Genomic DNA, 13,911 nt, shown 5'->3' with positions numbered 1-13,911 from the left:
CTTACGGGGGCTGCGAGCGGATAGCCATGAAAGCATCGCACACCGCCCGGAGGGGAGTTAATGGTTCCATAGAACCACCTCCCAGCTAAGTTCCCGGCATCTTCCAGTGCCGGGTCTGGTCTGAGAGGATCAGATGAGTTGTTTGATCGAGTCCTCTAGGTCGTCTCGATCAAAATGTTCTGAGGAAGTGTCACCTTCCCCGGTTTCTGAGCCGCCCTCGGGCGGCTCATTCTCTTCGGAGGGGAGCGAAAACTCTCCCCGACCGACCTTTTTCAAGCGCCCCTCATTCACAAAGCGATACAGGCTCGGCCCGACTTGGGCGTGAACCACGCCAGGCCAATACTTACCGTCAATGAATCCCACCACCTGCGCCGCTGTCGCGGACTGACGTGAAGAAAGGTATTCGCGCGCCATTTCCCACAGTGTAGGAATTCCGTCAGGGCGTGGCGCGCCTGCAGTGGGTTCATCTGTATCACCCTTGCGCTCGACAACGCTTTCTGCTGCACTTGAATTTGGCGTCGTGACATATCGTGCCACAACACTTAGCGCCACCTTGATTTCGCTTCGCTCCTTCTCAAGGTCAGAAATCGTCGCGTCAATCTCGCGCAAACGGTTCACAAGGATGTCGGATGCTGAATGTTCCATGAGTGTCAGATGCGCACTCACGACAGGGGAGTCAATCGTTAATCGTGAGGGCAGAACATTTAGGGCACGGCGTGAAAGGTTCTTTCAGGGGGGGGGGCAAAACTTGCGTCAAGGGGATACACCCCTTCTTTTTTTTCCGTCCCGCGGCCTTGAGGCGGCGGGATTGCAGGAAGGCGTAGGCGATCATCGTCATCAGCGCGTGTCGGTGAATACCCGTCCAGGACCGCCCCTCGAAATGATCGAGACCAAGCTCCTCCTTGAGTTGTTGATGCGCCTGTTCGCAGATCCATCGGGCCTTGACGGCGGCGGCGAGCGCCTTGAGGTTGGTGTCGGCTGGCAGGTTCGAGGCGTAGTATTTCCGCTCGCCGGTCGCACGGCGTTCGCCGATCAGCCAAGCCTCCTCGTCACCCGGCATGGCTTGCACACGGCCATCTGCCATACGATGCCGGTGGCCATCAGCGATGTGGACGCGGGTTGCGGCGAACTGGCAATTCAGCCTGCCTTTGGTCCCTCGTCTCCAGCTGACCTTCCGCCATTTACCGTGATCCAGCATCTGTTCGGCGGAAACGGCAATGCGGTCTGGGAGGTGATATTTGCGGCGTCGGCCGCGCCTGGCCTCGGGAAAGACCAGCCCGACATCTGCCGGATAAACGTTCTGCCGCCGTGACAGGCCGACCGCCCAAGCGAGACCGCGCGCGCTCAGAGCCTGGCGAAAAGGCCCGCTCGATCCGTAACCCGCATCGGCCAGCACACAGCCGAAGCGGACACCCGCAGCCCTCACCCGGTCGATCTCCTCGATGGCAATCGCAGGTTTGCTCAGGGCCGTTTGCCGATCATTCGGCACCCGGGCCCGGGCCATGCGGTCGGGATCGTTGGTCCAGACCTCTGGTAGAAACAGCCGTAACCCCACCGCCACCGGCACCTCGCGGGAGGCCAGCGTTACCGAGACAAGGGACTGACAATTCGCGGTTTTGCCCAGCGATGAGGCATATTGTGGCGCAACCCCGACCGAGCGTTTGCCCTTCTTCGGCAGGCAGGTATCATCGATGACCAGAAAGGCGTCCTCGCCACCAACCAGCCTGTCGGCCTCGGCCAGCAAGGCCGCCTCCAGCGGCGCGCTGTCCCAGACCCCGTCGGCGATGAAATGATGCAGTTGGTCATAGCCGACCGCCCCGTCCCGCGCCGCCATCGGCTGCACGCTCTTGCGATCACCCGGCCCAATGAGCCCGGCAATATAGGCCGGACACATCCGCCCCCGCGTCTTGTGTCCAAGCGCCGCTACAAACGGCGCCAGCCAGGTTTCCAGATCGCTCCGCCAGTTCCCCATAAACCGCCAGCCTCCCTCAAAGCTGGCTCCCTATGAATCACTCAAAACGCCTCCCGTGAATCCGGAGATTATCAGATCAGCAAAATTCTGCCAAAGTAGTGCTAAGCTCAAGGATCTTGGCAGCATACCGGCCGCTGGATGAGCAATCGGGCGGAGAATTCGCATGAGCACCCGGTCCATTTGGGCGCGGCTCTGACTTCGCGCTGCTATCAAGACCGATATGCTCTAGCTTTCATCGTATAGGTTAAGGTTTCGCGATTGGTCGCATCGGGACATCATCCTACAACAACCTTTCGACAAATGTTGCGCCGACTATGCAGCGCAACCGCCGGGCAGGGCAAGCGGGGCGTTCACGAATGCGCGATCATTTCCAGCCTGTCGCAACGCCTGAATATCCGATTTTAAGGGTCACCCCGTCGTGGGTAGATTGTGGGGGAGATGTTCGACTTTTTGGAGTATTGAGTAAAATCAATATCTTACAAAGCGAAGTGGCAGCCCGTAGGGGAATCGAACCCCTCTTTCCAGGTTGAAAACCTGGCGTCCTAACCGATAGACGAACGGGCCATGCCTTGGCGTGACGCGGTAATTAGGGAAATTGAGCGGGGGGCGCAAGGGGGTTTTTCGAATTATTGCGCGAATTTCCAATGTACCTGAGAGCGTCGTCGCGCGGCAGGTTCAGGCCCGCCGCAGGGTGTCGGAACGCGGGCGTGGGCAGGCTCCGATCTGCGTCCCGCGTTCAGGCCGGGGCCGCGTCTTCCAGGCGCAATTGCGGCCGCTGCCGCCCGCCCCAGGTGTTGATCTCCAGCCGCCCGGCAAGGTGAAAGCGCGCGCCGCCGTGCTGCTCCAGCATCGGGCCGAGCCCGGTGTCGAAGGCGCCAAAGGCGATGGCGTCAATCCGGGTGCCGAGCCCGTCGCCGAAGCTGATCTTCAGATGGCTGTCGCCGACGCGCTTGGCAAAGGCGATCTGCACGTCGGGAAAGGCGAAGCGCGGCGCCGGCGCGCCCGCGCCAAAGGGGCCCGCCGCCTCGATCTGGCTGATCAGCTCCACCGTGGCGGCGCCGGGCATCAGAACCCCGTCGAGCCGCAGGTCGGCGGGGCCGGCGGTACCGGCGCCCTGTTTGTGCAGCAGCTCGGCCAAGCGCGCCATGGCCGGTTCCAGCTTGTCGCGCGCCACGGTCAGGCCGGCGGCCATCTTGTGCCCGCCGCCGCGAAGCAACAGCCCCTCAGCCGCGAGCCGCTGGATCGACGCGCCCAGATCGACCCCGGAAACGGAGCGGCCGGAGCCCTTGCCCTCGTCCCCGTCCAGGCCGATGACGATGGCCGGGCGGTTGGTGGCCTCTTTCAGCCGCGAGGCGACAATGCCGACCACGCCGGGATGCCAGCCTTCGCCTGCGGCCCAGACAAGCGGCCCGTCCAGCCCCCGAGTTTCAGCCTGCGCCAGCGCGGCGTCGCGCACGGCGGCCTCGACCTCGCGCCGTTCGGTGTTGAGCTGATCCAGCCGCTCGGCCAGCGCGGCGGCCTCGGCCGGATCGTCGGTGGAGAGCAGCCGCGCCCCCAGATCGGCCTTGCCGATGCGCCCGCCGGCGTTCACCCGCGGCCCCAGCAGAAAGCCCAGGTGATAGGGCGTGGGCGCGGTATCCATCCGCGCCACATCGCCAAGCGCCACGAGACCGGGGCGCTGGCGCCGGGCCATCACCGTCAGCCCCTGGCGTACCAACGCGCGGTTGACGCCGGTCAGAGGCGCCACATCGGCCACGGTGGCCAGCGCCACGAGATCGAGAAAGCCGAGCAGATCCGGGCCCTTGCGCCCCGCGATGCGCAGTTGACGCCCGGCCTCGACCAGCATCAGGAACACCACGCCGGCCGCGCAGAGATGCGCCAGATCGCCGGTTTCGTCCTGCCGGTTGGGGTTCACCACCGCCAGCGCGGGGGGCAGGGTTTCGCCACCCAGGTGATGATCCAGCACTACCACATCGGCCCCCCGCGCCGCCGCGATCGGCTCATGGCTGAGCGTGCCGCAATCGACGCAGATGATCAGATCGTGATCCCGTGCCAGCGCCTGCATCGCGGGCACGTTGGGGCCATAGCCTTCATCGATCCGGTCGGGGATATAAAGCGTGGCGTCGCGGCCCATCTGCCGCAGCCAGCTCAGCAGCAGCGCGGCAGAGGCGCCGCCGTCCACGTCATAATCGGCGAAGACCGCGATACGTTCGTTCCGGTCCACCGCGCGCAGGAACCGTTCGGCGGCGCGGTGCATGTCGCGCAGCGTCAGCGGGTCGGGCAGCAGATCGCGCAGGGCAGGGGCCAGGAAAGCCTCTGCCTCGTCCGGGGCCACGCCCCGGCGGGTCAGGATGCGGCAGACGGCGGCGGGCAGGCGGGTGATCTGTTCCATCGCCTGCGACAGCCGGTCATCCTCGCCGCTGGGGCCGACCCAGCGCCGGCCGGTGGCCGAGCATTCGACATTCAGGAAGGCACGCCCGGTCATGAAGCGGCGCCAGGCCACGCCGGGCGCCCCTCAGGCGCTCGCGGGCTTTCCTCGCGCAGATCCGCGAAGACGCCCGCCTGGCCGGATGCGCGCGCGGGGCGGATCACTTCACCGGGTTGCGATAGATCATCCGGCGGACCGAGCCGGTTTTGGAGCGCATCAGGATGGTTTCCGTGGTCAGATAGCCCGGCTCGCGCTTGATGCCCCTCACGATCGACCCGTCCGTCACGCCGGTGGCGGCAAAGATCACGTCCTGCGTGACCAGTTCGTCGCGCGAATAGATACGGTCCAGATCGGTGATCCCGGCCTTGGCGGCGCGGCCGCGTTCATCATCGTTGCGGAACAACAGTTTGCCCCACATCTGCCCGCCCATGCATTTCAGCGCCGAAGCGGCCAGCACGCCTTCGGGCGCCCCGCCCGAGCCCATGTACATGTCGATGCCGGTAATCTCGGCCTCGGCGCAATGGATCACGCCGGCCACATCGCCATCGGTGATCAGGCGGATCGCGGCGCCGGTTTCGCGCAGCTCGGCGATCATGTCTTCGTGGCGCGGGCGCTCCAGCACGCACAGTGTGATGTCGCTCATCGCGCAGCCGCGCGCCTTGGCCAGTGCGGCGACACGCTCGGATGGCGACATCTCCATCGACACGACGTCTTTGGGATAGCCCGGCCCGATCGCCAGCTTGTCCATATACACGTCCGGCGCGTGCAGCAGCGTGCCGCGCGGCGCCATCGCGATGACGGTCAGCGCGTTGGGCATGTCCTTGGCGGTCAGGGTGGTGCCTTCCAGCGGGTCCAGCGCGATGTCGACCGCAGGGCCGGTGCCCGAACCGACCTCTTCGCCGATATAGAGCATCGGCGCCTCGTCCCGTTCGCCCTCTCCGATAACGACGACGCCCTGGATATCCAGCTTGTTGAGCTGGTCGCGCATGGCATTCACCGCGGCCTGATCGGCGGCCTTCTCGTCGCCATGGCCGACCAGACGGGCCGAAGCCATCGCTGCGGCTTCGGAAACGCGGGCCAGACCCAGCGAGAGCATGCGGTCATTGAAATCGATGGGTTGCGACATGATGAAATCCTGTGACGTGAAAGCGGTTTGCCCATACACCTAGCCGGTGACGGGGGGGTGACACAAGGCGCGGGTCAGAGCGTTTCGGTGCGAATGGCCACAGGGTGCCCCACGACAACACCGGTGGCTGCGAAACCGCCCATTGCGTGATCCAGCGCGTCGCGCGTTGTCTTGTGGGTGACGATCAGCACCGGGGCGGTGGTGTCGGCATGGTCGTACTGGCGCATCCGGTCGATCGAAATCCCGGCCTCGCCCAGCACCGTGGCCACCTTGGCCAGCGCGCCGGGCTTGTCCTGCAGCACCATCCGCAGATAATAGGGCGCGGCGGCGGTGGCCCTGGCCGGGATCGGCGCGGCCAGCGTGGCCGCCGGTTGTCCGAAGGTGGAAAGGCGGATCCCGCGCGCGATGTCCAGCACATCGGACATCACCGCCGAAGCGGTGGGGCCTTCGCCCGCGCCGGCGCCGCGCAGCACGATCTGGCCCGACGCATCGCCTTCCAGCACGACCATGTTGGTGGCGTTCTCAAGCTGGCCCAGCGGCGAGCCCGCGGGCACGAGGCAGGGCGACATGCGCTGTTCCAGCCCCCGGCCCGTCATCTGCGCCACACCCAGAAGCTTGATGCGGAAGCCCATATCGGCGGCATGGCGGATATCGTCGATCGAGATCCGCTCTATCCCCTCCAGTTCCACATGATCGAAGGCCACGCGGGTGCCAAAGGCGATGGAGGCCAGCAGGGCCAGCTTGTGACCCGCGTCGATGCCGCCCACGTCCAGCGTCGGGTCGGCCTCGAGATAGCCAAGCGCGCTGGCCTCTTCGAACACCTCGGCATAGGGCAGGCCGGCGTTTTCCATCCGGGTCAGGATATAGTTGCAGGTGCCGTTCATCACGCCCATGACGCGCAACATCCTGTTTCCGGCCAGCCCTTCTGTCAGGGCCTTGACCACCGGGATGCCGCCGGCCACGGCCGCCTCGAAACGGATCAGCGCGCCCCGCGCCTCGGCCGCTTCGGCCAGTGCCTGACCGTGGGTCGCCAGCATCGCCTTGTTGGCGGTGACCACATCCTTGCCCGCGGCGATGGCGGCCTCTGTCGCGGCCTTGGCCGGCCCGTCGGCGCCGCCCATCAGTTCGACGAACACGTCCACATCGTCACGGGTGGCCAGCGCCACCGGATCATCCTCCCAACCATAGTCCGAAAGATCAACGCCCCGGTTCTTGCCGCGGGTACGGGCCGAGACCGCCGAAATCTCGACCGGCCGCCCGGCGCGGGCGGCCAGCAGACCGGCATGGTTCTGAATGATTTTGACGACGCCGGTGCCGACGGTGCCAAGCCCGGCAAGGCCGAGCCGCAGGGGGGTGGACATGAGGGAAACTCCTGCAGATGTGCCGCGATCGACCGGGTGTTAGCGTGTTGCGGCGGGGCTTGCAACGCGGCTGCGCCTAAAGCGCATGACGTGATACCGCGTCCAGCAGCTGTCGGCGTTCGGTCCGGCTAAGAACGGGGCCGCCCAGGGCGCGGGCCCTGCGGCGCAGCGTTTCGGCGCGGGCGGCAAGGCGGGCGCCTGTCTCATCGTCGGTTTGCACCTGCGCCGCGTCTGCCAGCACCGCATCCATCGGCTGGATCGCGGGGAAGGGGGCGTTCTTGGCGCCCTCGCCGACCGCCGCCGTGATCTGGGGAAACCGCGCGCAACTGCCGAGAAGGCACAAAAACAGGAAGAACGTGGCGCGGGGCATGATGTCCATTGGCGAAACCTGCGTGACCTTAGCCCGCCCCGGGGGGCGCGGGCAAGGCGATGCTGCCCGGCCATCGGCGCAGGTGTGCCGGAACATCGCGCAAGGCCGGGGCGGGCGTGCGCCGGGCTTTGCGGGAATCGCCGGGGCAGGCAGAATGGGGGCATTGTTTCGGGAGATTTCAGATGGCCGCACCTTTTTCAGCCGCCGAATGGCAACGCATCAACATGACGCTCGAGGCCGGCCCGGCGGCCTATGGCATGCCCGAACGGCGCGCGGGATCGGTTGTTCTGGCCTCGTGGAACATCCGCAAGTTCGGCGCGCTCGCCGATGGCACCGGGCCGAAGAAAAGCCCCGGCGCCTTTGCGATGATTGAACGGTTCTGCCGGGAATGCGACCTTGTGGCGATACAGGAGGTGCAGAGCGATACCGGCTCGATCTACGCGCTGCGCGACCGGCTGAACGCGGCGGGGGGCGCCTATGCGCTGGTGATTTCCGACGTGACGGGCCGGGCGCCGACGCGCAATCGCAAGGGCATGGCCGAACGCAGCGCGTTTCTGTTCAATACCGCGCGGGTGCGGCGCGGCGATCTGGCGTCGGATCTATCCTATGACCGTACCGCGATCCTGTCCAACATCAACGCGGCGATGGCGACCTCGATCGCCAATCAGCTTGGCGAGACGGCCGATCCGGGGTTTCTGGACCGTGCCCTGCACTGGATCAGCGGCACCACCCGGCTGGCCGCCGACCGGCTGGATAATTTCGTGCAGTTCATCCGGTCGCCGCATCTTGTGGAATTCGTGATCGACGGGCCGCAGGGCAGCTACGCGTTCTATTGCGTCAACGCGCATCTGGTGTCGGGCAAGAACAAGCGCGAGCGCGAGCAGGAATTCTTTGCCCTGCTCGAATGGCTGCTGATCGACAGCGCGCAGACGGTGGTGCGGGATGGCAAGATCTATCTTCTGATGGCCGATCTGAACCTTGATTTCGAATCCAGCCTCGACCGTCGCAGACGGGGGATCGAGACCTACATCACCGACCTGAACGCCGAGAGGGGGCTGACGGCCAAGGTGAATTTTCCGTTCCTGGACGGTGGCCTGCACACCAATGCGCGCAAGGACGAAACCTTTGACCATATCGCCTGGGTCGCGCTGGACGACCGGCTGCCGCGCGGGCGGCACAACGGGCTGGCCGGCACGCTGGGCCCCGACGGGTTCGACTATGGCATGTTCGATTTCACCCGGCTGTTCGTCGAGGCCGGGCCGGGGCGGGGGCCGGATGGCGCGCCTGAATACGCCCGGTTCGAGCATGATTTTTCCGATCACATGCCGATCTGGCTGCGCCTGCCGCTGCCCTCTGATACCCAGCACCGGTTCGTCGTCGGGTGAACGCCCTCTCGATCTTTCGCGCGGCGGCGGCTAAACCGGCGGCGGACCTTTCAGGAGACCCCGATGACCAAGGTGCTTGCCACCGTTTCCGCCTCTTTGCCGCGCCGCGTGTTCGGCATCGGTGTTCTGCTGCTTTTGGGCGGTGTCGTTCTGTACATCGGGCTGGCGCGCCCGCATGACGCGCCGGGCTGGCAGGTCTTCATGCTGGTGTTCGGCATCCTGATGCTGTGGCTGGCCGAGATGATGCGCCGGGCAACGGGGCGCGGGCTGCGGCTGACCGAAGAGGCGCTTGTCGATGATGCCGGGCGCGAGCTGGCGCGGATCGATCAGATCGAGGCGGTCGAGCGTGGCACTTTCGCGATGAAACCGACCAACGGCTTCGTGCTGCACCTGAAGACGGCGCCGGGGCGGGCCTGGGCGCCAGGCATGTGGTGGCGGCTGGGGCGGCGTGTCGGCGTCGGCGGCGTGACCGCCGCCGGCCAGACCAAGTTCATGGCCGAAATCCTGACCGCGCGGCTGCATGAACGCGCGCAGGCGGACGAGGCTTAGCCCCAGGGGATCGTCGCCATGAAGCGCGGGCGGGTCACCACGGTATTCTCGAAGCTGCGCTGATCCAGCCCGACGTTGAACGCGGGCGTATAGGTGACGAAAGTTTCGACCAGGATAACCCGGTCGCCCGCCGGCATGATCGGGATCACGTCCAGATAGGATGACAGATCGCCATCGGTCAGGGGGGCAAGTGTTCCGGTTCCGTAAGACCAATCCCGCGTCATCACGCGGGAGGCATCGTTATTGGCGCAATTGTCCGCGCAGCGGACGATCGTCACCCGGATGCGGGAATCCGTTCCGTGCCCGGTGGTCAGATAATCATAGGTGTTGGCCAGCCCCTGGATATAGAGGGCATTGACCGGCGCGGTTTCGCGGCTGAGCATGTCGCTGATCGTATAGGCGGCCTTCTGGTTGACGTTCTTGGCGTCATAGGCATCGAAGAAGGCCAGGCTGCCGACATAGGTCCAGACCAGCACCGGCAGGGTCATCACCGCTTCTGCGGTGATCGTGGCGTCTTCTTCGGCGATGAAGCGGCGCAGGCGTTTGCAGATTGTTTCCATCATCGCTCAGGTTCCCGTTCCCGGCTCGTTCACGAACCCGGAGGTTGCGATCAGCGGAAAGCCGTCGCCGACGTTTTCTTCGAGAAGCAGCGCCAGCGCGGTGCCCGGAAACACCGGATCAACCATCGCGCAGGCGCGCACGATCATCATTTCGTTCTGCGTGCCCGCCGTGAAGGTCACCACCGGCTGAACATCGGCGCCGCGGTTGACACAGGTGGCGGCCGGGTTCGGCAGGGTCCAGCTTGCCCGGTTGACCGGTGTCAGTTCCAGCATCAGCTCGGACGAGCAGTTGGAGATCAGGTTGCCCAGATGGCTGCAGATCTCGGATTTCAGCAGGTCGGCATCCAGGTTCGGCCAGGTGCCCAGCCTAAGGTCGCGCACCGTCATATCTACCGCGCGTTCCAGAAACGCCTGGCGGGTCATCAGGATCGCAAGTTCGAAACTGGACAGGAACAGCGTCATGAACACCGGGAACATGATCACGAACTCCATCGTGGCTGTGCCGTCTTCGCGGCGCAGCAGGCGCTTTGCCCGGCGGCCGATCCGCCCTGCGAATGTCATCAGGCCGTGGCTCATTGGGTCAGTCTCAGCTGGTTGATCGAGCTGGCGATGACGCCGAAAATCTCGGCCAGGTTGCTGCCGTTGGCGGGAAAGTAGTGGCCCGGCGTGCTGGCACATTGCGACATCACGTTGTCGGCGTCCCCGGACACTTCGAAGCCGATCGTATAGACGATCACGCCCTGTTGCTTGGCTGCCGAGCAGATGTCCTGAAGCCGGGCGTTTTTCGTCGAGGTGCCGTTGGCAGCCACCGGATCCTCCAGCCAGCTCCACTGCGCGTACCAATCGGTCGGGAAGCGCTCCCACACCGCCTGATAGTTCATCTGCACCGCGGCGCCGGGCTGATTGATCACCTGTTCCTCGGTCGTGGTCGTGCAGCGATAGCCGCGCCACCAGGTCCAGGTGCAACTGGTGTTGGTCACGGTCACGACCTCACCATCGGCATCGCCGAATGGAAAGTCGTTCCAGGTGCCGTCGTGGGTGTAATAGTATTTCCCGGTTGCGGCTTTGTAGATCGAAAAGTGGTTAGAATAGTTCGGATCGGTATTGCGATACACCTCTGACAGGCCCGAACGATAGCCATCCTTCAGGTAATGCTGGTCGGTGTTGACGCCATCGGTCATCAGCACCACGACCTTCATCGAATATTCCTGGGTATAGTCATAGGGCCGGCCGGCGAAGGCCGCGTCCACCACGGGGGTGCCATTGCCCGAATTCTCGGTTGTCAGGGTCTGGATCGCGGGGCGCAGCGTCGGGTCCAGCAGGGCCGCGCCCCATTTCATCCCCAGATCGATCGAGGTGTTGCCTCCGGCCGAAAGCTGGTTGATTGCCGTGAAGACGTCATTGTGGTCTTCCATGAACGGCTTGACCTCGCGCCAGCTGTCGGTGCGGCAGGTCCAGGACGACGGATAGTAGTTCGACGAATTCCAGGGATCGAAATGCCCGGTGCGCGACAGCTCTACCTGCGGGTCGAGCGCGGTCACGTGGAATTCGGAGCCTGAGAATGTCACGCAATCCGAGCTTTGATGCTCGTTCGACACGTTCAGCTTGTCCAGCAGGGTGGAGCCGACGGTGACCTGTTCGGCATAGGGCACGAGGGAGATCGAAACCTTGCCATCCTCGACGGTGCAGGGTTCGTTGGAATTGCGCTCTGCGTTCGGGTTGCACTGCATGTAATATGAGAAATCCTTGGCGGCTTCGCGCAGCTCGTAGATTTTCGTGGACCCGCTGCTCGACGACCAGCCCATGGAACCCGACACGTCGACGACAAGAGAGATCTCGAGATCGGTGATGCCTTCTTCGGCGGTGCTGGCCCCGCCCGATACGATCCGGTCGACGCCGAGCATCGACATGAACAGCGTATCAACCTCTGTCGAGGCGGTTGCCGACACCCGGCGGAAACTCAACTGCCCGGCGGCGGTGGAATGTGTCACGACGATGGAGTCCGCGTTCAGGTATTGCGCCATTCCGGCCTTGTCGAAATAGTCGATGACCACGGATCTGGCGTCTTCGGTCTGGTTCAGATCGGCGGCGGCCAGCACGGCGCGGTCCAGCGTGTTCTGGATGGTGGTACGGGTGTATTCGGCGCGCATCGTGTCGATTGCGAGGCCGCTGGCCATCAGCATCAGGATCAGAAGAAAGAGGCCGAACAAGATCATCGAACCGTCTTCGTCACGCCGGAAACGGTTCAGCCGCCCCGACCAGGCAGACCGTGCGCGTTTCAACATTACAAAAGTGCTTCTTTTTTCAATCCGAAGCGACATCATACTCGTCCTTTTTCAACTTCGCCCGCACAATGAAACACAATGGATGCGGACGTCGGCCCCGCCTTCTAACGCTTGGTGTGGCGGAAAATTACGGCCGAACTGTGGCGCACTCGGGGCACTGTCGCAAAGCCGGGGCCAGTTCCGCGCCGGGTGCGATCACTGCGCCCCGGGGGGAAACAAATGCAAGGCTTTCAGCACTTTGCTGCCCCAGTTCAAGCTATCCTTAACGAAATTTCGGGTGGTGCTATGGAAAACAGGCCCTAGGCTCGGTCAGACCGAGTCGCGATACAATGCGCCTGCCTGTGGGAGGGATAAAATGGCCGGAACGAACGAGCCGAGCTTTCGGGAATCTGTGGATCTGATGTTCAGCCAGGCCGTGGCGCGGATGGACCTGCCGCCGGGGCTGGAGGAAAAGATCAGGGTGTGCAACGCCACCTATACCGTCCGGTTCGGGGTGCGGCTGCGCGGGCAGCTTCACACGTTTACCGGCTACCGTTCGGTGCATTCCGAACATATGGAGCCGGTCAAGGGCGGCATCCGCTATGCCACCGAGGTCAATCAGAACGAGGTCGAGGCGCTGGCGGCGCTGATGACCTATAAATGCGCGCTGGTGGAAACGCCGTTCGGTGGCTCCAAGGGGGGGCTGTGCATCAACCCGCGGGACTGGGACGAGCACGAGCTGGAGCAGATCACCCGCCGGTTTGCCTATGAGCTGATCAAGCGGGATCTGATCAGCCCCAGCCAGAACGTGCCGGCCCCCGACATGGGCACCAGCGAGCGCGAGATGGCCTGGATCGCCGATCAGTACAACCGGATGAACACCACCGACATCAATGCCAATGCCTGCGTCACCGGCAAGCCGCTGCATGGCGGCGGCATCGCCGGCCGGGTCGAGGCGACGGGGCGGGGCGTGCAATACGCGCTGCACGAATTTTTCCGCCACCCCGAGGATATCGCCACCGCGGGTCTGTCGGGCACGCTCGAGGGCAAGCGGATCATCGTTCAGGGGCTGGGCAATGTGGGCTACCACGCCGCGCAGTTCCTTTCGGTCGAGGACGGCGCCAGGATCACCGGCATCATCGAGCGTGACGGCGGGCTGTTCAATCCGGATGGCATGAATGTGGATGCGGTGGCGCATTGGATCCGCGTCAACGGCGGGGTGCAGGGGTGCCCCGAAGGGGCCTATCTGGCCGATGGGGCGGTGCTTCTGGAAGAGGAATGCGATATCCTGATTCCCGCTGCGGTCGAGGGGGTCATCAACCTGGGCAATGCCGCGCGGGTGAAGGCGCCGCTGATCATCGAGGCGGCGAACGGCCCGATCACCGCCGGCGCCGATGCGGTTCTGCGCGGGCGCGGCGCCGTGATCATTCCCGATCTCTACGCCAATGCCGGTGGTGTTACGGTATCCTATTTCGAATGGGTCAAGAACCTGTCGCATATCCGCTTTGGCCGGATGCAGCGCCGGCAGGAAGAGGCGCGCCACAAGCTGATCGTGGATCAGCTTGAAACCCTGTCGGAGGCGCTGGGCAACACGTGGTCGCTGACACCACATTTCAAGGAGCGCTACCTGCGCGGGGCCGATGAGCTGGAGCTGGTGCGCTCGGGGCTCGATGACACGATGCGCACCGCCTATCAGTCGATGCGCGAGGTCTGGCACGGGCGCGAGGATATCCCGGATCTGCGGACGGCGGCCTATGTCGTGGCCATCACCCGCGTCGCCGAAAGCTACCGGGCGAAGGGGCTGTAACGCGCACATGGTCCGAATGCGACATCCGGCGGCGCAAAACAGCGCAAATGGACGTTGCGGTATCGGGGCGGAGTTGTTCTTCTGAACTC

The 13,911-nt window shown here is 64.4% G+C and carries 11 protein-coding genes, 1 tRNA gene and 1 pseudogene; 3 read left to right on the top strand and 10 right to left on the bottom strand.

The features are described 5' to 3' along the window. Window positions 1-129: 129 nt before the first annotated feature. The 7 genes and pseudogenes from TQ29_RS20710 to TQ29_RS13485 form a co-directional block, all read right to left on the bottom strand. Window positions 130-645, bottom strand: coding sequence for a hypothetical protein (locus tag TQ29_RS20710; RefSeq protein ID WP_157445590.1), 516 nt, complete (start codon window positions 643-645; stop codon window positions 130-132). Window positions 646-772: 127 nt separating this feature from the next. Then, window positions 773-1,972: pseudogene (locus TQ29_RS13510) on the bottom strand (IS701 family transposase); the annotation flags it as partial. A gap of 489 nt (window positions 1,973-2,461) precedes the next feature. Beyond that, window positions 2,462-2,536: transfer RNA gene (locus tag TQ29_RS13505), tRNA-Glu, on the bottom strand. A 172-nt stretch (window positions 2,537-2,708) separates the two neighbouring features. Further along, complete coding sequence (recJ, locus tag TQ29_RS13500; RefSeq protein ID WP_054540443.1) at window positions 2,709-4,457, bottom strand: single-stranded-DNA-specific exonuclease RecJ; 1,749 nt, start codon at window positions 4,455-4,457, stop codon at window positions 2,709-2,711. A gap of 103 nt (window positions 4,458-4,560) precedes the next feature. Beyond that, window positions 4,561-5,526: a class II fructose-bisphosphatase gene (gene glpX / locus TQ29_RS13495; protein ID WP_037207376.1), complete on the bottom strand. Its 966-nt coding sequence runs from the start codon at window positions 5,524-5,526 to the stop codon at window positions 4,561-4,563. A gap of 74 nt (window positions 5,527-5,600) precedes the next feature. Next, window positions 5,601-6,887 (bottom strand): homoserine dehydrogenase, encoded by a 1,287-nt coding sequence (locus TQ29_RS13490; RefSeq protein WP_054539586.1) that lies wholly within the window; start codon window positions 6,885-6,887, stop codon window positions 5,601-5,603. Between the two features lie 76 nt (window positions 6,888-6,963). Beyond that, window positions 6,964-7,266, bottom strand: coding sequence for a hypothetical protein (locus TQ29_RS13485; RefSeq protein WP_054539585.1), 303 nt, complete (start codon window positions 7,264-7,266; stop codon window positions 6,964-6,966). A gap of 173 nt (window positions 7,267-7,439) precedes the next feature. Here TQ29_RS13485 and TQ29_RS13480 point away from each other — a divergent pair, with 173 nt between their 5' ends. Both TQ29_RS13480 and TQ29_RS13475 read left to right on the top strand, forming a co-directional pair. Then, complete coding sequence (locus TQ29_RS13480) at window positions 7,440-8,642, top strand: hypothetical protein (RefSeq protein ID WP_054539584.1); 1,203 nt, start codon at window positions 7,440-7,442, stop codon at window positions 8,640-8,642. 63 nt (window positions 8,643-8,705) lie between these two features. Further along, window positions 8,706-9,191, top strand: coding sequence for a hypothetical protein (locus tag TQ29_RS13475; RefSeq protein ID WP_054539583.1), 486 nt, complete (start codon window positions 8,706-8,708; stop codon window positions 9,189-9,191). On the opposite strand, the gene TQ29_RS13470 is transcribed toward TQ29_RS13475, so the two are convergent. Genes TQ29_RS13470 through TQ29_RS13460 form a run of 3 tightly spaced genes read right to left on the bottom strand, consistent with a single transcriptional unit; the run spans window position 9,188 to window position 12,036 of the window. Continuing rightward, complete coding sequence (locus TQ29_RS13470) at window positions 9,188-9,754, bottom strand: TadE/TadG family type IV pilus assembly protein (protein ID WP_054539582.1); 567 nt, start codon at window positions 9,752-9,754, stop codon at window positions 9,188-9,190. The two genes, TQ29_RS13475 and TQ29_RS13470, sit on opposite strands and share 4 nt — an antisense overlap. A gap of 3 nt (window positions 9,755-9,757) precedes the next feature. Further along, on the bottom strand, window positions 9,758-10,312 hold the full coding sequence (locus TQ29_RS13465; RefSeq protein WP_162231830.1) for a TadE/TadG family type IV pilus assembly protein: 555 nt from the start codon (window positions 10,310-10,312) through the stop codon (window positions 9,758-9,760). A gap of 11 nt (window positions 10,313-10,323) precedes the next feature. Continuing rightward, window positions 10,324-12,036: a Tad domain-containing protein gene (locus TQ29_RS13460; RefSeq protein ID WP_054539580.1), complete on the bottom strand. Its 1,713-nt coding sequence runs from the start codon at window positions 12,034-12,036 to the stop codon at window positions 10,324-10,326. A gap of 355 nt (window positions 12,037-12,391) precedes the next feature. Here TQ29_RS13460 and TQ29_RS13455 point away from each other — a divergent pair, with 355 nt between their 5' ends. Further along, entirely contained in the window at window positions 12,392-13,822 is a 1,431-nt protein-coding gene (locus TQ29_RS13455; protein ID WP_054539579.1) for a Glu/Leu/Phe/Val dehydrogenase, read from the top strand. Window positions 13,823-13,911: the final 89 nt, after the last annotated feature.

This window comes from Actibacterium sp. EMB200-NS6 (assembly GCF_001305615.1).
GTDB classification, from domain to species: Bacteria; Pseudomonadota; Alphaproteobacteria; order Rhodobacterales; family Rhodobacteraceae; genus Actibacterium_A; species Actibacterium_A naphthalenivorans.
This window is presented reverse-complemented; position numbering and strand designations above follow the sequence as displayed.